This window comes from Kordiimonas marina, from assembly GCF_023006325.1.
GTDB lineage: Bacteria > Pseudomonadota > Alphaproteobacteria > Sphingomonadales > Kordiimonadaceae > Kordiimonas > Kordiimonas marina.
In genome coordinates, this window is record NZ_JAINDF010000002.1 from 552,323 (window position 1) to 570,114 (window position 17,792).

14 protein-coding genes and 1 tRNA gene are annotated in these 17,792 nt (G+C 59.9%); 4 read left to right on the plus strand and 11 right to left on the minus strand.

The features are described from left to right. Window positions 1–8: 8 nt before the first annotated feature. Entirely contained in the window at window positions 9–1,115 is a 1,107-nt protein-coding gene (locus K6118_RS05865; protein WP_247119294.1) for an NAD(P)/FAD-dependent oxidoreductase, read from the plus strand. 15 nt (window positions 1,116–1,130) lie between these two features. On the opposite strand, the gene K6118_RS05870 is transcribed toward K6118_RS05865, so the two are convergent. Further along, window positions 1,131–1,391 (minus strand): GlsB/YeaQ/YmgE family stress response membrane protein, encoded by a 261-nt coding sequence (locus K6118_RS05870; RefSeq protein WP_247119295.1) that lies wholly within the window; start codon window positions 1,389–1,391, stop codon window positions 1,131–1,133. Between the two features lie 24 nt (window positions 1,392–1,415). Next, window positions 1,416–1,622: a YqaE/Pmp3 family membrane protein gene (locus tag K6118_RS05875; RefSeq protein ID WP_247119296.1), complete on the minus strand. Its 207-nt coding sequence runs from the start codon at window positions 1,620–1,622 to the stop codon at window positions 1,416–1,418. A 234-nt stretch (window positions 1,623–1,856) separates the two neighbouring features. On the opposite strand from K6118_RS05875, the gene K6118_RS05880 reads away from it, so the two are divergent. Continuing rightward, entirely contained in the window at window positions 1,857–3,515 is a 1,659-nt protein-coding gene (locus K6118_RS05880) for a pentapeptide repeat-containing protein (protein ID WP_247119297.1), read from the plus strand. 9 nt (window positions 3,516–3,524) lie between these two features. Here K6118_RS05880 and K6118_RS05885 read toward each other — a convergent pair whose 3' ends face one another. The 3 genes from K6118_RS05885 to typA form a co-directional block, all read right to left on the minus strand. Continuing rightward, window positions 3,525–3,962 carry a gamma-glutamylcyclotransferase gene (locus K6118_RS05885; protein ID WP_247119298.1) on the minus strand — a complete coding sequence of 146 codons (438 nt, stop codon included), beginning with the start codon at window positions 3,960–3,962 and terminating at the stop codon, window positions 3,525–3,527. Window positions 3,963–4,066: 104 nt separating this feature from the next. Beyond that, window positions 4,067–4,372, minus strand: a complete 306-nt coding sequence (locus tag K6118_RS05890; RefSeq protein ID WP_247119299.1) for a putative quinol monooxygenase — start codon at window positions 4,370–4,372, stop codon at window positions 4,067–4,069. A 153-nt stretch (window positions 4,373–4,525) separates the two neighbouring features. Then, entirely contained in the window at window positions 4,526–6,361 is a 1,836-nt protein-coding gene (typA, locus tag K6118_RS05895) for a translational GTPase TypA (protein WP_247119300.1), read from the minus strand. Window positions 6,362–6,621: 260 nt separating this feature from the next. Between typA and K6118_RS05900 the strand changes: the two genes are divergently transcribed. Beyond that, complete coding sequence (locus tag K6118_RS05900; RefSeq protein ID WP_247119301.1) at window positions 6,622–7,491, plus strand: hypothetical protein; 870 nt, start codon at window positions 6,622–6,624, stop codon at window positions 7,489–7,491. On the opposite strand, the gene K6118_RS05905 is transcribed toward K6118_RS05900, so the two are convergent. The 4 genes from K6118_RS05905 to K6118_RS05920 all read right to left on the minus strand — a co-directional run bounded on the left by K6118_RS05905 (window position 7,488) and on the right by K6118_RS05920 (window position 14,044). After that, complete coding sequence (locus tag K6118_RS05905; RefSeq protein ID WP_247119302.1) at window positions 7,488–8,537, minus strand: glycosyltransferase family 4 protein; 1,050 nt, start codon at window positions 8,535–8,537, stop codon at window positions 7,488–7,490. The genes K6118_RS05900 and K6118_RS05905 overlap by 4 nt on opposite strands. Before the next feature lie 9 nt (window positions 8,538–8,546). Next, complete coding sequence (locus tag K6118_RS05910) at window positions 8,547–9,428, minus strand: UDP-2,3-diacylglucosamine diphosphatase (RefSeq protein WP_343269916.1); 882 nt, start codon at window positions 9,426–9,428, stop codon at window positions 8,547–8,549. A gap of 682 nt (window positions 9,429–10,110) precedes the next feature. Continuing rightward, window positions 10,111–12,726 carry a TonB-dependent receptor plug domain-containing protein gene (locus K6118_RS05915; RefSeq protein WP_247119304.1) on the minus strand — a complete coding sequence of 872 codons (2,616 nt, stop codon included), beginning with the start codon at window positions 12,724–12,726 and terminating at the stop codon, window positions 10,111–10,113. Between the two features lie 391 nt (window positions 12,727–13,117). Continuing rightward, on the minus strand, window positions 13,118–14,044 hold the full coding sequence (locus K6118_RS05920; protein WP_247119305.1) for an N-formylglutamate amidohydrolase: 927 nt from the start codon (window positions 14,042–14,044) through the stop codon (window positions 13,118–13,120). Between the two features lie 209 nt (window positions 14,045–14,253). Between K6118_RS05920 and K6118_RS05925 the strand changes: the two genes are divergently transcribed. Further along, window positions 14,254–14,329, plus strand: a tRNA-Val gene (locus K6118_RS05925). Between the two features lie 80 nt (window positions 14,330–14,409). Here the strand turns inward: K6118_RS05925 and K6118_RS05930 are convergent. Then, on the minus strand, window positions 14,410–14,973 hold the full coding sequence (locus K6118_RS05930; protein ID WP_247119306.1) for a hypothetical protein: 564 nt from the start codon (window positions 14,971–14,973) through the stop codon (window positions 14,410–14,412). A gap of 90 nt (window positions 14,974–15,063) precedes the next feature. Further along, window positions 15,064–17,694, minus strand: a complete 2,631-nt coding sequence (locus K6118_RS05935) for a cation-translocating P-type ATPase (protein ID WP_247119307.1) — start codon at window positions 17,692–17,694, stop codon at window positions 15,064–15,066. Window positions 17,695–17,792 lie beyond the last annotated feature (98 nt).

Here is a 17,792-nt window from a genome sequence, read left to right on the forward strand (position 1 = left end):
TGGATTTTTTGATTATAGGTGCCGGCATTGCCGGGGCAGGGATGGCGTACCGCCTGGCGCCCAAAGGCAGCGTGGCGGTTCTGGATATGGAAGCGCAGGCGGGCTATCACACCACTGGCCGCTCCGCCGCCTTTTATGCCGAGACCTATGGCGGGCCGAAGCTGCAGCCGCTGACCACCGCGTCCAAAGGATTCTTCCGCGCGCCCCCGGAAGGCTTTTCCGAAGCCCCGCTGCAGGGGCCATTGGGCGCGATCCATATCTTCCGGGAAGACCAGCGGGAGGAGGCCGATGCGGCGCTCGCCGAAATGTCAGTGCTGCCGGGGGTGCGGGTGCTGCCCGCTGAGGAGGTGCTGCGCCGCGCGCCCTACCTGAAGCCGGACATGCTGACCGCCGGGATCGATGACCCGGACTGCGCCAACCTCGACGTTGCCGCGCTCCACCAGGGTTACCTGAAGGGTGCCAAGGCGCACGGCGCGCAGGTCCTGCTGGAAAGCGGGCTCGAAAGCGCTGTGTATGAAGGCGGCCGCTGGCAGGTGAAAACCCGGACCGGTGCGCTGACCGCGCGGGTGCTGATCAACACTGCCGGGGCGTGGGCCGACCAGGTCGCCGAACGCGCGGGCGTGAAGCCGCTCGGGGTCACGCCGCTCAGGCGCACCATCGTGACCTTCAAAAACCCGCAAGGCCTGCCGTTCGACCGTCACGGCCCTGTCATCATCGATGTCGGGGAAGCCTTCTATTTCAAGCCGGAGGGCGAAGGCTATATGGTCTCCCCCGCTGATGAAACGCCGAGCGTCCCGACAGATGCCCAGCCGGAGCTGGAAGACATCGCCGTCGCGGTCGACCATTTCGAACGCGTAACTGGCGCCACCGTTGAAAAGCTGGAGGCAAAATGGGCGGGTCTCCGCACCTTTGCGCCGGACCGCGCCCCCGTGATCGGCTTCGATGCCGACCAGCCGGCTTTCTTCTGGTCCGTGGGCCAGGGCGGCTACGGTATCCAGACCTCGCCTGCCTGGTCGGCGCTTGCCGCCACGCTCGTCCTCGGGGAAGACCTGCCCGAAGAGCTGAAGGCACACGGCGTGCGCCCGGAGCTTTATAGCCCCGCGCGCTTTCGCTAATTCTTTGCTGAAGCGTTAGTCGTTCAGGTGACGGCGGTGCCTGCGCGCCTTGGTGCTGCCGAATACCAGCACCAGGATGACGGCGCCGACCACACCGGCAATGATTTGACCGATCATGCCGGTCGGCCCAAGGCCGAGCACGCCGAAGAGCAGCTTACCGACGATCCCGCCCAGGATGCCGAGCACGATGTTGCCGATGGCGCCGAAGCCTTCACCCCGAAGGATGTGCCCGGCCAGAAAACCGGCGACCGCACCAATTAAGATTGTCCACAGCATGATGTTGTTCCCTTCCCCTAGCGTTTAATAACGGCTGTAACGGCGGCCATATTCCATGTCGCGCCGCATTTCCTCGTTACGGTACTGGCTGAGCGCATAAACCGCCCAGATGGCGGCGACAGGCCAGCCGATGATCGTCATCCACAGGATCATGCAGAATATACCCTGAAACGGGCGCCAGATGGTGAAAAACACCAATGGTGGGAACAAGATTGCCAGCAGCAGACGCATGGCTTCCTCCTTTATCCTCGCTGTTATAGGGCCGCTGTTTTCGCGTGCCTCTTATAGAAAAGACATGGGAAAGCGGCTTGAGGGTTTCAAGAGGAAGCGTGGAGTACCCGAGGGCAAGTATTGCTCTGAAAATGTTCAGAAGCCTTTATAATTGCATCATGATTACCAATGGGGGCATAGTTGGAGGATAAGCCTGCCGGGTATTGAGGCGAAAAGCACTACAGAGGGGGGATTATGGCGGATCGGAAGCAGCAATTGATGGACTGCTACAGGGAAATCACAAGTCAGCAACTTGAGTATGCCGACAATATCCCCGATCTGATGAAGTATGAAAACTTCGATGTTGAGTATCTGGTTGATCGTGACGCCCATTTCCAAGAATTGGATGCTATGCCTCCCCTCGACCGTGCCAATAAAGGGGCTGACGAGTGGAACTATTGGGTCCAGTGGGCACAGCTAAATGACGAACGTTGGATGGTACTAGGGACCTTTTCTGGTTACCGCTCCATCTCCCTGCGTCAGGCACCTAGAAGACAAGGCAACGTTGATTATTTTCTTTTGCATGGCATTGATTTTGCGCAAGGACAAGTACGGGATACACAGGGGCGTTATCTAGTCGCAGTGGAGTCATTTGACGAATTTATATTCCCTTGTATCACCTCTTTTGAGAGAGCGACCTTTGCAAAGCAAGTGTCATTCGACCTGGCAGTCTTTGCCAACACAGTATATTTCTTTGACGCTTGTTTTCACAGAGAAGTGGAGTTTTCTGGTGCCCATTTTTTAGCAGGAGAAGCTGTCTTTGATGAGGCCTCTTTCAAAGGGTATGTTAGCTTCGTCGGAGCCCAATTCGCCGGTGTCACTTCATTTATGTGCGCTGAGTTTAGTGACAGTATAGGGCTTGAGGGCGTCTATTTTGGGGCACAGGTGAACTTCCATGAGGCATTGTTTAGAGAATTCACGTGGTTTGCAGATGCAAAATTCCTGAATGATGTGTCTTTTGAACGGGCGATTTTTTGTGGGCCAGCAAATTGGTGCAATTGTCAGTTTGAGAGGTTTTCAAATTGGAGGAGTGCATGCTTTTTAGACGAGGCCTATTTTTCGTTTAGCCAATTTGGTGCTGCGGTTGACTTCGATCATACTCTCTTTGGAAGACCTAAAAGGTTTCAAGACTTTACTCTCTACAAGGGTCTGCGGGACGATTTGAAACGAGCTTATGATTCTGCTCCGGTAGAGGGCAATGCCAGCAAATCAGTGCCCAATTTCAAGGGGACTATTTTCAGAATCCCTCCCAATCTTGGTTTCACACAGGTGGCGGAGCCGGTTGCTGAGCAGGGGCGTTGGTGGCAATGGGGCAAAACCCTGAAGGCTATTTTCGCGAAAACTAGTCGAACGCAGGATGCAGACGCGGGGGCCAAACTGCGCCGCCTTCAAGAGCTAGCAGCGGCCGGGCACCATCACTTAGCGGAAAAGCGCTTTTTCCGGGCCGAGCTTCTCTGTCGGCGGGGGCATGAGGCGACATCATGGCAGGAAATTGCCATGATCAACCTGTTCGAGCTATTCAGCAAATGCGGTCTCAGCTTCTGGCGGCCGATTTTTTGGTGGGCAAATGCGTCCGTCTTTTTCGGCATCCTGTATTGGCTCAGGTCCAGCCGGTTCGGCATCGGTGGGTTATGGACCGACATGGGGCATCTGGTGAATTATACGCTCGCCAACGCCTTTCCCATTGTCGGTGTTTTCCATGCCAGCAATTCGCGGGCGGTCGATGCCCTGTTCGGGGAGGCGAACGGTGTGCCCTTCGATGTCGGGCTCATGGCAGGCGCGCATAATATCGCGTCCACCATCTTCCTGTTCTTCGCGCTCTTGGCCGTGCGGAATTATTTCAAGCTTGGCTAGGCTCGTGCCTCACGCTGCTTTGAAGCTGGCCAGGCGCTCCTGGTACCATTTGGGGAAGCCATAGCTGCGGGCGGATTCCAGGATACGCTCCACATAGGCCGGGTCCGCCTTCCCTGCTTCCATTTCATGGCAGATATAGACCATGGCAGGCACGGTCTTGCCGCCGCGGGTATGCACGATCACCGCTTCCGGGTTATAGACATGGCCCTTCAGGGTATCGGTGGCGTGGCGGTAAATCTGGTCCAGCTCATCATGGGTGAGGTTGGCGAGAATGCCGTAAACCACGCCGTCGCCGCCTTCCACGAGGTTGGCGAGCGGCTTGACCTCAATCACGAAACCATGGATGGCTGCAGGCGCGAACGCGCGGCGTTTGATGCCGGCTTCTTCAAGCGCGGACAGGTTGATGTAGGACCCGTAAAAAAACACTTGGACCTTACGTGCGGCCATAGTGGTACTTCTCCCTCAAATATTTGCGGCACACAGATCATGTTAACCGTGTACCGTCAAACTGTTTTTCGTGCCCAGGGGTGTGCCGGGGCAGGCTTTGCCGGTCAGCGCTTGGCTGGCTTAAATGGCTCGGCCGTGTAGCGCTGGACATTGATTGCCAGCACCTGAATGTCTGCTAGCGCCTTCCGGAACAAGACCGTATAAGGCGCTTTCATATGGCGGATCAGCGCTTCCTGCGCTTCCCATTCCTCATAGACCCGGAACAGGCCGGGGATGTCGATATCCTCGCTGATGTCATAGCGAAGATTGCCGAACTCACGGCGGCTGGCGGTCACGAACTCGACACAGGCTTCCAGTGCCTCGTGCCGGTATTCCGGCGCGACCTCAATGGTGCCGGCAACGATGATCACCTTGCCCCTCCTCGGACCCTTCCACCTGTCCATTCATTTCGGAGACACAATAACCCCTAATATCTTAAGGGGAAGTTGACGGCGTGCGGCTGGGGCTGAAACGAAAAAGCCCCGGCGCGGTGGCCGGGGCTTTGGTGTTTTTATGCGCGCCGCTTATTCGGCGGCGGCCTTGTTCGCGCGCTTGCGTTCGTGCGGCTTCAGGAAGCGCTTGCGGAGGCGGATGCTTTCCGGCGTCACTTCCACGAGCTCGTCATCGTTGATGTAAGCGAGCGCTTCTTCAAGCGTCAGGCGGCGCGGCGTGGTCAGACGCACGGCTTCGTCGGTGCCCGAGGCGCGGATGTTGGTCAGCTGCTTGGCGCGCTGGACGTTCACGTCCAGGTCGTTGTCGCGGCTGTGCTCACCGATGATCATGCCTTCGTAGCATTCGTCACCCGGGTCGATCATGATGAAGCCACGCTCTTCCAGGTTCCAAAGCGCATAAGGCACGGCTTTGCCGGCGTCGTTGGCGATCAGCACCCCGCGCTGGCGGCCGGCGATCGGGCCTTTGTAGGCGTCATAGCGGTCGAACAGACGGCTCATGATGCCGGTGCCGCGGGTGTCGGTCAGGAATTCGCCGTGGTAGCCGATAAGGCCACGGGCCGGGGCATCGAACGTCAGGCGAACCTTGCCGCCGCCCGACGGGGCCATGCCCTGAAGCTCGGCTTTGCGAAGCGACATCTTCTCAACCACAACGCCCTGGTATTCCTCGTCCACGTCAATCTGGACGGTTTCATACGGCTCAGTGCGCTTGCCGTTCTCGTCGGTCTTGAACAGAACGCGCGGGCGGCTGATGGCCAGCTCGAAACCTTCGCGGCGCATGGTCTCGATCAGCACGCCGAGCTGAAGCTCGCCGCGGCCTGCGACTTCGAAGGCGTCCTTGTTTTCGGTTTCGGTGATCTTGATGGCGACGTTGCCTTCGGCTTCACGCGCCAGGCGGTCACCGATCACGCGGCTGGTCACATGCTTGCCTTCGCGGCCCGCAAGCGGGCTGTTGTTGACGGCGAAGGTCATGGCCAACGTCGGCGGATCAACCGGCAGCGAGGTCAAGGGCTCGGTAACCTGCGGGTCGGCGATGGTGTCGGCAACCGTGGCGTCAGCGAGGCCTGCGATGGCAATGATGTCACCGGCTTCGGCGCTATCGACCGGGGTGCGTTCCAGCCCGCGGAAGGACAGAAGCTTGGTGATGCGGCCGGTTTCCACGACGCGGCCACCAGGGCGCAGGGCGTGGATCGGGTCGCCAACACTGACACGGCCGGTCTGCACGCGGCCCGTCAGCACGCGGCCGAGGAAGTTGTCACGGTCCAGCATGGTGACCAGCATGGAGAAGGGCTTGTCAGCCGCGCCTTCGCGCACGGGTTCCGGCGCAGGCACATGCTCGATGATCTTCTCAAACAGCGGGTGCAGGTTCTCACGCGGGCCTTCGAGGCTTTCGTCGCACCAGCCATCACGGCCCGATGCATAGAGGATCGGGAAGTCGAGCTGGTCTTCGTTGGCGTTCAGCGCCACGAACAGGTCGAAGCAGGCGTCGGTTGCCTTGTCCGGGTCACCGTCCGGCTTGTCCACCTTGTTCACAACCACGATCGGACGCAGGCCAAGGGCCAGTGCCTTCATGGTCACGAATTTGGTTTGCGGCATCGGGCCTTCAGCGGCATCCACCAGAAGGACAACACCATCCACCATGGAAAGGATACGCTCCACCTCGCCACCGAAGTCGGCGTGGCCTGGGGTGTCGACGATATTGATGCGGGTGTCCTGCCACATCACGCTCGTGCATTTTGCGAGAATGGTGATGCCGCGCTCACGCTCCAGGTCGCCACTGTCCATGGCGCGTTCGGCGACGCGCTGGTTGTCACGCACGGTGCCGGACTGGCGGAAAAGGTTATCCACCAGCGTGGTTTTGCCATGGTCGACGTGCGCGATGATGGCGATATTGCGAATGTTTTTCGTCATGTGACTTTCAACTTAAAAAAGGCCCACGGAAAACATTCCCCGGGGCCCCCGAATCCAAGATTTGCGCGCCTTATACGCGGATCAGGCCGTTTGAGCAAGGAAAACCGCGTGACAGTTTCGTGGCAGTAGGGCGTTTTCATGCCTGAAAGTGTGATTCCCTCCAAGGCTGCGGTTGTTCTTGGGTCCGGATTGGCGTAAAGTGTTAACGAAATCTTAACAACAGTTACCGGACTGGCTTTTGGCCGCGATGGGGGGTGACGATGGTAAGAGTAAACACGCGGCATGTGTTTTCTGCCGCCTTCCATTTTTTGTGGGCCCGTAAGAACGGCCTCCGCAAGGCTGCGATGGCGCCGGCGGTGTTGATGCTGCTTGTGAGCCTGGTGGCTGATGAGGGCGGCAAACGGCCGCTCGCTGCGGTTTTCTTGCTGATTTACCTGGGCAGTTTTATCGCCTTTTTCTGGGTTCGGCGGATGCTGCGTGGCCCCGGAGGGATGGACCCGGAAGACGGGACATTCCTGGCGGTTGACGGCCATCTGGTCGGGGCCGGGCAGGCCTTCAGGCGGCTTCTCCTGTTCCAATTCTATCTGTGCCTTGTTGGCATCATCATCTATTTGGCCGGTGTGGGACTTGAAAAACTGATGCTGGCTGGAAGGCTGGCTCAGGGCGATATGCTGTTTTATTTCGCAAGTCTTGCCGTCCTTGTTGCCTCACCGCTTGTGGTGCGGCTTGCCCTGATGATGCCGGCAGCAGCCCTCGGTCATCCACATCATGGGCTTTTCGATTCCTGGCGGATGACGAGGGGCCACACGACGGACCTTCTGCGCCTGTTCCTGGCGCTATGGGTGGTGAATATCGGCGTGTCCCTGGTGATGGACGGCCTGCATATGGCGGCGGACTATTTTGTCGGCGGCACGGTGGGGCTGCTCTCCGGCGGGGTTTATGTACTGGTCCATTTTCTGGCCACGGCCAGCACTTACCTGCTGATTGCCTTCTGGGCCGGGGCGGGCAGCATCGTCTTCTATCAGCTATGCTCCAATATCGCGGACTATGCGGTGCCGCGGCCCGACTTCCTGGCGCCGGAAGACGATGAAGCCGCCAGCCATGACGACCCCGTAACCCACGGGGCTTAGGCGGCGAGGGCGGCGAGGAACTGGTCGGTCACGGCCTGCCAGCTATAAAGCCTGGCGAAGCTGGCGGCGGCGTCCCTGTCACAGGTAAGCGCACTGCGGATCGCCGTATCGAGATCAGCATCAAGGGCCGCGATCGGGGTGGTCCAGTCCTCGAACGGGCCTGTACCGTCCGCGCCGACCACATCCAAGGGCCCCTGCACCGGGTAGGCGGCAACCGGTGTGCCGCAGGCGAGCGCTTCAATCATCACAAGGCCGAAGGTGTCCGTCTTGCTCGGGAAGACGAAGACGTCGGCGCTGGCGTAGGCCGCGGCCAGGTCTTCCCCGAACTTGGGGCCGAGGAAGCGGACGTCCGGATAGTCGGCCTGAAGCTTCTTGAGGGCGGGGCCGTCGCCGACCACCACCTTGGTGCCGGGAACCTGGCTCTTGAGGAAGGCTTCGATGTTTTTTTCAACCGCGACCCGGCCGACATAAAGCTGGACCGGCCCTTCCATGCCCTGCATTTCCGACTGGCTGCCGCGCAGGTCCGGGTGGAACTGATTGGTGTCCACGCCGCGCGTCCATTCGACGATATTGCCGAAACCTTTGTCCGAGAGCAGCGTCCGCACTGTTTGGGTGGCGACCAGCACACCGCTGCTTTTCGCGTGGAAGCGACGGAACAGCGGGTATATCCAGTCGGCCTTCACCGGGAAGCGGGCCTCAACATATTCCGGGAAGGCGGTATGGTAGGCGGTGGTGAACGGCCGGTCATGCTTCAGGCACCAAGCGCGCCCGGCCCAGCCAAGCGGCCCTTCGGTGGCGATATGGATCGCATCCACCTGCCAGCGGTCCAGGATCGCGGCGGTCCGTCTGCGGGCATTCAGCGCGATCTTGATCTCCGGGTAGGTGGGCAGCGGCATGGTGGAAAAAAGCTTCGGCGTCAGCATGAAGACCTTATGCCCGCGGGCCTTCAGTTCATGACGGAGCGTATCGAGCGTGCGCACGACACCGTTTACCTGGGGGTGCCAGGCATCGGTGATGATGCAGATACGAAGGCTGCGCTGTTGCATCCAGGGGGCCTATTCAGCCGCGACCGGCACAGGCGCCACATCGTCTTCACGGCGCTTCTTGGCCTTGGTGCGCTTCTTCTTGACGTCCTTGTGACGGGCGGCGACTTCGTCAGCCCAGTACAGGATCTCGAACCGGCCGTCTTCATGCTCCACAAGTGCTGTGCAGCTTTCGACCCAGTCGCCGTCGTTCATATATTCGATGCCGCCGAAAAAGCGGCGTTCGGCATGGTGGATATGGCCGCAGATGACGCCGTCGATGCCGCGCCGGGCCGCTTCAGCCGCCACGGCTTCCTCGAACTTGCCGATATATTCGACCGCGTTCTTCACCTTGTGTTTCAGGTAAGCGGACAGTGACCAGTAGCTGTAGCCCATCTTGCGCCGGAGCCAGTTGACCAGCGTGTTGAGGCGGAGGAGCAGGCCATAGGCACGGTCCCCCACGTGGGCGAGCCATTTGGCATATTTGACCACGCCGTCGAACTGGTCGCCGTGCAGCACCCAGTAGCGGCGGCCGGTGGCAGCGGTATAGATCATGTCCGGCACCAGTTCGACCCCGGCCATATTGTGGCCTTCGAAGCCGCGCAGGCCTTCGTCATGGTTGCCGGGAATATAGGTGACCTTGGTGCCGTGCTTAGCCATCTTCAGCACCTTGCGGATCACGTCGTTATGGTCGGTGTCCCAGTACCAGGATCGCTTGATCGCCCAGCCGTCGACAATGTCCCCCACCAGGAACAGGTGGTCACAGCTGACCGTCTTCAGGAAGTCCAGCAGCAGGTCGACGCGTGCGGCGCGGGTGCCCAGGTGCGTGTCGGATATAAAAACAGCGCGATAATGACGCGCTTTCCTGTGTTTGACGGGCTCCTGGCTGGGCTCGGGTCGCTCGGCCCGCGCCATGTCGCCGACGGGCGGCGTTCCCGGAAGCCCCGGACCGGAAAGGGGGCCCCGGCCGGGCGTGCGTTCAAGCACAGCACCTTGGAGACCGGGGTGGGGAGGAAACATGTTATGTCCAATATCTGTCTTCATGGCGGCCATACTGGCGCATGCACGTGACAGGGACGTTGCGGGCCCGTGACTTTTTTTTGACAGTGGAATGAGGGTGTTTCGAAGGGGGTGAGTCGCGCCAGACAATCTTTGTCATGCTCGCGCCAGCTGCATAAAAATAAAACTTATACGAGCAAAATGTGGAAAAAACTGCAATAAAATATATATTGAAAATAGCAGCTTAGCGACATTTAAGGGTTTTTCAACATTTCTTGGCCTATGCTGCACTTGGATTTTGGCTGTGAAGCTTTTATCTTATGTGTAGCGGGTACCCCCCGCTAATGCCCTCCGTGGGCGTTTCCTCCCTGAGCCTGGGCCACGCTTATGCGTGGCCTCTTTTTTTGTGGATTCGGCCGCCGCGTCCCCTGCGGCCGGGATGTCCCTTCTGACCCCACCTTCTTCGCCATGCTGCCAGCATCCGTTTCATCGGCCTTGGTGCGGCCCCGGTCGTTCCGCCCCGGTAATGGTTTTGTGGCGCGCATAAAGAAAGGGCGCCCCGAAGGACGCCCTCCCAAATCTTTCAGGTCCCTACGCCTTAGAAGGTGTAGCGGGCACGGACATAGTAGAAGCCGCCGGAGAAGCCCATCGGGGAGTTCACCGGATATTTGGCGCCAACGATGCCGGACCACGGGTTCAGGTCCGGATAGTTGTTCAGGAGGTTATCCGCGCCAACGGACAGCTCGAAGTTATCCATGATGTTGTAGCCGACCGAGGCATCGAAGGTTACTTCGGCACCCGGGTTGATCGGCAGGCCGCACGAATCTACGTGAGCTTCGAAGTAGCCAGCGTAGTAGTTGGCGCGCGCCATGATGTTCCACTTGTCGGTCTGGTGCGTGAAGGTGGCATTACCGCGATAGTGCGGCAGGCCGCTTTGCAGGACTTTCACACGACAAGCGTCCAGGGTACCGGTTTTGGTAACCTTGGTACCGGTGTAGTTACCGGCGATCGCGATCTGGCTGCTACCGTCTTTGAACAGATCCAGCGGGATCGTGGCCACAACGTCCACACCCTGCGTACGGGTGTTAAAGTCGTTGACGTAGAAGCGGAACGCCTGCAGGTCCGAGGCAAAGGTGATGCCCGAAGCCAGAAGGTCAGCCCGTTCGGTATCCGACAGGGTATAGGTGCCGGACTGGGAGATACGGTCGGTAACCTTGATGTTGAAATAATCAACAGTGATGTTAGCCGAACCGAGATCAGCCACGAAGCCGACGGAGAAGTTCTTCGACTTTTCCGGACCAAGCGGCTGAGCGCCCTTGGTAACGGCGATCGGGTTGGTCGGCGGGATGGTACCACGCTGAGCCAGTTGCAGGCGGCCGTTCACATTCTCGAACACGGTCGAGATGTTCACAACATGCTGCTGACCAACAGTCGGTGCCCGGAAGCCCGTGCTGTAGCTGGAACGGATGCGGAAGTTGTCGGTGATTTTATAGAGGCCCGACACTTTGAAGTTGGTGGTGTCACCAAAGTCAGAGAAGTGCTCGTAACGGAGGGCCGCACCGAGAATCAGTTTGTCGGTAACGTCGGCTTCGGTATCGAGATAGAAGGCGATGTTCGAACGGTCCCAGGAGCCTGCAACCTGCGGGCTGTAACCGTTAAAGCCGTTGGAACCGATGCCGAAGTTCTGCGAGACCGACTGCAGCTGACCATTCGTGTCAACGTAGGAGATCGGCTTCGCGAGAACGCCAGCTTCGAAGGATTCGGGCTGACCGACATGGGTTTCGAACTGCTCTTCACGCCACTCGAAACCACCTGCGATGTTGATCGGCGAAGCAAGACCGGCTTCAACCGGATAGCTCAGGTCGACGTTGAAGTTCTTTTCAAGCTGAACCGCGCCACCAAGCTTGAAGTCGTTCGGCGAAGCCGAACCCATGCTCGGGTTAACGGTGTTCTTGATGAAGTAGTTGACTTCGTTCCGGCCAACGGTACCGCTGACGTCGTAGGTCATGCCGTTCTTGAGCTCACCCTTGAAGCCCATGGTGATGCCGGCATCGTTCAGGTCACCACCGAACTTCGGCGTGAAGCCGCCCGGGAACATTTCGTTGAAGACGAAACAGTTCGGGTCAGCGGCGATCTGCGCCATCATGGAAGCTTCGCTGGCGGAGCCGATGACAAGCGGGTTCGGGATCGTGCCGGTCGAGAAGTCGATGCCGCCCGGGCAGGTCTGACCGTCATACGGGGTCATGTCACCAACGAGACGGGTGACGCCGCCGTCGCCAGTGTAAACACCGGAACGGGTGTTCGGGTTACGGTAGAAGAAGCCGCCTTCAACCGTACGCTCGGCATAGTTGGCGAAAGCATAGATTTCGTTGCTGTCGCTGGTGTGGATGCCGAAGTTCAGGAAGGTCTTCCAGTTGTTCTTGACTTTAGGCGCGCCCCAGACCTGCGAAACCGGCTTCGGCGTGTCGGTGTTGCCAGCGGCAATCAGCGCCAGCGTGTCGTCACGCTCAACCGAGCGGCTGGTCGGGTCGGTGTCGAGCCATTCGGCCGACAGGTTCAGGAAGCCGCTGTCGGTAACATGCATGCCCCAGTTGGCAGAAAGCTGCCGCTGGGCGCCGTCACCTGCGTAGGTTTTACCCCATTTGGCTTCTACGGAACCGCCTTCAGCGTCGTCCTTCATGACGAAGTTCATAACACCGGCGATAGCATCCGAACCGTACTGAGCGGCAGCGCCGTCACGCAGCACTTCAACGCGCTTGAGCGCGATGGTCGGAATAACGCTGATGTCCGGGCCTTGCGCGCCATCCGACAGACCACCACCCAGGAAGGTGATGACGGCGGAACGGTGTTCACGCTTGCCGTTGATCAGAACCAGGGTCTGGTCGGATGCGAGACCGCGCAGGTTCGCCGGGCGAACCAGGGTCGAGGCATCGTTGATCGGCTGCGTGTTTGCGTTATAGGACGGGACCATCGTGCGAAGCATGTTGGTCATGTCGCCCGTGCCTTGGTTCGCAAAATCGTTGCCGGAAATAACGTCGACCGGGGCCGGCGTATCGGCAGCGGAACGGCCCATACGGCGCGAACCGGTTACGACGACTTCTTCAATAGCCATATCGCCTTTTTTGGCTTCGGCTTTCTTTTCCTGGGCGATCGCGGCGGTGCTTGCGCACGTAGTAACGGCGATCAGTGATACACCCCAGAGATAATGTTTCATGGTACCCACAAAACTCCTCCATTTTTTATTTGTGGCAGTGAAAGCGCAGCCACCCCCCAGTCATTCGGGCTACGCCGCCTTTATCAGGCACCCTCGATACTGCTTTGGTTTAGCGGGGGCAGGAAGGTTGAAACGGGCATCAGATTGGGCTGAAACGGAATAATGTTTCAGTGTTGTGACAAAATTGGCACAATTCTAACAATATAGATGGTAATATTGAACTAATATATCAAGGTGAGTTTATTTGCTCCAAGAACAGATGGTCTTGGAGAATGTTTCCGGCGGAAACGACGGCAGGTCACTTAACCTTAAGACGATCCGGGGCGCGGCTTTGGGAATCATTCCTGAATTTTTTGTGGAAAAGAGGGGGCTAAGGGCAGCCTGGGCGGGCCTATTCGGCGGCGCGGGGAAGTGCCCCGGGGGTGCGGTCCGGGAAGGCCTGGGCGGCGTTCCGGGTGAAATCCGCCATAAAGCGGGTCAGTCTCTCCTGGACGTCCCCAAATCCGTCATGGGGTTCGATCGTTTCTTCATCCATGTAAAGCGCGCGGTTGAGCTCTATCTGCAGGGCATGAACATTGTTGCCCGGGCTGCCGTAATGCTGGGTGACAAAGCCGCCGGCATAGGGGACGTTGCGCCGGACGCTGAAGCCCGCGCGCACCAGCATTTCTTCGGCCATGCTGGCAAGTTCCCGGCCACAGGCGGTGCCCCAGCAGTCCCCAAGCACGATATCGGGGCCAGGCAGGCTGGTGCGTCCGCGTCCACTGCCGCCTTCGGACGGCATCGAATGGCAATCGATCAGGATGGCGTGGCCGAACTGGCGCCTTCGCGCGTCCACCAGGCTTCTCAGCCGGGTATGGTAGGGCTTGTGGATGGTATCGATCCGCTGCCATGCCTCCCGCTGGGGCAGGGGGGCGTCATAGATATTCAGGCCTTCAGCCACCTGTTTCGGAATGGTGCCGAGCCCAGCCTTGACCCGGTGGCTGATATAAAGCGCGCCGGTATCGAGCGTGGGGCTGAACATCATCGGGTCCAGCTCATTTTCCGCGCGGTTGAGGTCCAGGTAGGACCGCGCATGAGTGGCGACCAGAAGCGCGGCCCCGAAACCCGGCGCCTCAGAAAACAGATGATCGACATAAGCGTCTTCGCAAAGCCGCAGGTTATGGGGGGTGAGCGCCGCATTCTTCACAAGCGCGGGCGGATAGTAGCGACCGCTGTGCGGCACGGCGAAGACAACACATTTCGGCGCCCCGACCGGAGGGCGAAGCAGGAATGGCGGTGGCGCCGGGTCGGGTCTTGCAATGTCCGATATGTCGCTCATGCCATGACCCTAGCGTTTTTTCAGAGCAGAGTCATGAGAAGAGTCATTGGGAGAGTCGGGACGGCAGGCGCAAAGCCATTCCGGCAGCCGCCACCATGCCCTCGAAAAGCGTGTTATTTTAGTCTTGCGTGCCAGGCGTGGGCGGTGTAAACAACGCCCGTCCCGCCGGGGAGACCCGGTCCGCGGACTTACCATCGCTGAATTGGTACGGTCGGTTAGCTCAGTTGGTAGAGCGTCCCGTTGACATCGGGGAGGTCGTTGGTTCGAGCCCAATACCGACCACCATTCATCAGCTTCTTCCTGACATGATGATCCAGACATGCGAGCCCGCCCGGGGCGGCTGTGCGCCATTCGCTGATTGGTGCCTATTCGGCGGCTGAGTCCTGTTGGGTCGGTTGGTTGCCGCGTTCGGCCAGCGTGGTGCGGACGATCCGCTCCAGCGAACCGAGGATCGGCCCCTGTTCCCGGTGCAGGTCAAACCCCGCCGCGACAATCTCGAACAGATAGCCATGCATGGCGAAGATGAAATGGCTCAGGCTTTCGGGGTAGACATGTTGCTTGATGGCGCTTTTGGCGTGGCGGTCTGTCAGTTTTTCGACAAGCTCGGAATTTTCCACTTGGACCTGGCAGAAGGGACGCAGGCCCTTGTCCGCCATCCGGTGGTCCTCGATCGTGTCGTCCTCATACATTTCGGATGAGAAATAGACCGTCTTGCGGAAGCGGATCACGGCGTGGGGTTCACCGGTAATCTTGCCTGCCGGGTCGCGGGAGACTTCGGTCGCCCAGGTGTCGCTGTTGTTCTCGATATAATAAGCGAGATAGACATCGTCGCCGACGCGGGCGTAGGCCGGAATCTGGAAATTATGGTTGGAATCGGGGATATGCCCCAAGGGTTTCAGTTTTTCCCCGTTACTGAATAAGCCGCTCATCGCCTTGCCTTCTTTGCCCCAATCCCCACCATAATAAGCCAAATTTCCGAAAAGTGGTTGTGTTAATTCTTACTCTCCGGGAGCCCGGGGTCAGCTGGGGCCGGTCTTGCGTCTGGTAAGCTTGCGTCTGGCTGCGATGATTTTCGCGATCTGGGCAACCATGAGCGGGATCAGGCTGGCCATCAGCACGACCATCCAGCCCGCGCGGTCGAGCACGGCGATATGGAGAACGGCGGCAACAGGCGGGATCACCGCTGCCAGCAGGATGATGGCGAGGCACAGGACAATCGCTGCCCACACGAACGGGTTGCTACTGATCTGGTTCCGGAAAATCGGCGCCTTGCGGCTGCGCATGTTGAACACGTGCCAAAGCTGGCCCAGCGCCATGGTCATGAAGGCGACGGTACCGGCGTAATCCGGCCCTTTTTCCGTATGCTCCAGCGCCCAATAGAAGGCGCTGACGACGCCAAGAGTCATCAGGCAGGCATAAACGCAGATGGCGGCCCAGTGGCGGCCCTGCAAAAGCCCTTCCGAGCGTGGGCGCGGTGGCCGGTGCAGGATTTCCCGGTCGCCCTTGCCGAAGCCGAGCGCGAGCGCGGGGAACACGTCGGTCACCAGGTTCAGGAACAATATTTGAAGCGGCAGAAGCGGCAGCGGCAACCCGGCCAGCATACAGAGGGTCACGGTCAGCACTTCGCCGATGTTGCAGGACATCAGATAGATGACGAAGGTGCGGATGTTGGCGAAAATGACCCGGCCCTGCTGGATCGCCACGACGATGGAGGCGAAGGCGTCATCCTTCAGGATCATCGCTGCCGCTTCCTTGGCGACTTCCGTTCCGCGCTGGCCCATGGCGATGCCGACGTCGGCCTTTTTAAGCGCGGGTGCATCGTTTACGCCGTCCCCTGTCATCGCGACAACCGCGCCCGCCTGCTGGTGCAGGTCAATCAGTTCCAGCTTCTGTTTGGGGCTCATGCGCGCGAAGACGCTGGTGTGCAGAAGCGCGGTGCGTTCGGCCTCGGTCTCCGCGTCCATATGCACGCCTTTGAGGGAGCGGGCCTCCCCGTCCGCCACGATCCCGACCGAGCGCGCGATGGAAAGCGCAGTGGCGGCATTGTCGCCCGTGGCCATCACCACATTCACTCCGGCGTCGTGGGCGGCCTGAACCGCGGGTGCGGCATCGTCCCGGGGTGGGTCCTCAAGCCCGACGAGGCCGAGGAAGGTGAGGCCGTCATAGGGCGCGGCACCCTCGGTGTCCGCGGTCTTTTCCGCAAGCGCCAGCACGCGGTGGCCATCCTTGGCGAGGGCGGCGGTGCGGCGGAGCCAGTCGGTGCGCATGCCCGGGCTCATCGCCGTGTCACCCATGTCGTCTGCGATATGGCTGGCCTTCTCAAGCACGGCTTCCGGCGCGCCCTTGACGGCATAGAGGAACTTGCCTTCCGCCTTATGGATGGTCGCCATCATGCGGATATCGGGATCGAAGGCTTCTTCGCTCAGGCGCGGGTAGCTGGCCTCTACTGTCTTGGTTGGTGTCCCGGCCTCTTCGGCGGCGGTGACGAGCGCGCGTTCCATCGGGTCCGACAATTGGGCCGCGTCCGCGCCGCTGTAGCAGAGCGCGCAGACCCGCAAGGCGCGTTTCGCAGGCTCGCTGTCGGCCATCACCGCATCCCTCTCCGGCGCGCTTGTGGTCAGCAGCGTGGTGACGGTCATGCGGTTTTCAGTCAGCGTGCCGGTCTTGTCGGTCAGGATGACCGTGACGGAGCCGAGCGTTTCCACCGCCGACAGCCGTTCAATCAGCGCGTTTCTTGCCGCCAGCTTCCACATGCCGCGGGCGAGCGCCAGCGTGGCGACAATGGGCAGGCCTTCGGGCACGGCAGCGACCGCCAGCGCAATCGCGGTCTTGACCATCAGAAGCGCGTCCCGCCCGAGCGCGATCCCCATGAGGCTGAGCGCGGCCATCAGCATCAGCACGACCACGAGCAATTGTTCGGACAGCTTTTGCAGCCGTTCCTCAAGCGGGGAGCTGCCGCCCTTGGCCTCATCCGCCAGGGTGGCGATCTCGCCAAGCCGGGTTTTCTGCCCGGTGCCGATCACCATCCCGGTGGTAAGGCCGCGGGTAACGGCCGTGCCTTTATAGACCATGGCCGCCGGGCATGTGGCATCATCCAATTGGTCCACGTAGGCATTTTTGTCGACGGGGACCGATTCCCCGGTCAGCAGCGATTCGTCCACCTGCAGCTTGGCGCTGTCCATGAGCCGGATATCGGCGGTGACGATGTCGCCTGCTTCCAGGAGCACGATATCCCCGGGGACCAATTCCTCCGCCGGGACGGTGAGGATTTCGCCTGCGCGCCTGACCCGCGTGGTGGTGCGGCCAAGCGCGCGCAGGGCCGCCATCGACTTTTCCGCCTTCATCTCGGCCCAGAAGCCGATCATGGCATTCATCAGCACGACGATCAGGATGGCGATACCTTCGGCCATGTCATCGAACAGGAAGGACAGCCCGGCCGCGCCCACAAGAAGCGCGGTCAGAAGGCTCTTGAACTGGTCGATCAGGATATCGGTGACGGATTTCTCACGGGCTTCAGCCAGCGCGTTGCGGCCATAGGTTTCCAGCCGCTCCGCCACCTGGTCCGGGCGCAGGCCCGTGTCAGGGCTCACGTCAAAATAACGGCCGAGTCCCGCCACTGAAAGATGGTCATAGCCGTCGCGCTTGGTCATGCTGTCGTTCTTCCCCCGTTCGGCGGTATATTATAAGTGTGCGCACGGTGGCACAGTTTGGCCCTCCGCCCTTTGATGACGGTCAACCTGAAGGCCTT

Bases quoted from the DNA above. Each gene is read 5' to 3' on its own strand.
- K6118_RS05870 (WP_247119295.1), bottom strand. From the start codon at position 1,391: ATGCTGTGGACAATCTTAATTGGTGCGGTCGCCGGTTTTCTGGCCGGG.
- K6118_RS05875 (WP_247119296.1), bottom strand. From the start codon at position 1,622: ATGCGTCTGCTGCTGGCAATCTTGTTCCCACCATTGGTGTTTTTCACC.
- K6118_RS05880 (WP_247119297.1), top strand. From the start codon at position 1,857: ATGGCGGATCGGAAGCAGCAATTGATGGACTGCTACAGGGAAATCACA.
- K6118_RS05885 (WP_247119298.1), bottom strand. From the start codon at position 3,962: ATGGCCGCACGTAAGGTCCAAGTGTTTTTTTACGGGTCCTACATCAAC.
- typA (WP_247119300.1), bottom strand. From the start codon at position 6,361: ATGACGAAAAACATTCGCAATATCGCCATCATCGCGCACGTCGACCAT.
- K6118_RS05900 (WP_247119301.1), top strand. From the start codon at position 6,622: ATGGTAAGAGTAAACACGCGGCATGTGTTTTCTGCCGCCTTCCATTTT.
- K6118_RS05905 (WP_247119302.1), bottom strand. From the start codon at position 8,537: ATGCAACAGCGCAGCCTTCGTATCTGCATCATCACCGATGCCTGGCAC.
- K6118_RS05910 (WP_343269916.1), bottom strand. From the start codon at position 9,428: ATGGCGCGGGCCGAGCGACCCGAGCCCAGCCAGGAGCCCGTCAAACAC.
- K6118_RS05915 (WP_247119304.1), bottom strand. From the start codon at position 12,726: ATGAAACATTATCTCTGGGGTGTATCACTGATCGCCGTTACTACGTGC.
- K6118_RS05920 (WP_247119305.1), bottom strand. From the start codon at position 14,044: ATGAGCGACATATCGGACATTGCAAGACCCGACCCGGCGCCACCGCCA.
- K6118_RS05930 (WP_247119306.1), bottom strand. From the start codon at position 14,973: ATGAGCGGCTTATTCAGTAACGGGGAAAAACTGAAACCCTTGGGGCAT.
- K6118_RS05935 (WP_247119307.1), bottom strand. From the start codon at position 17,694: ATGACCAAGCGCGACGGCTATGACCATCTTTCAGTGGCGGGACTCGGC.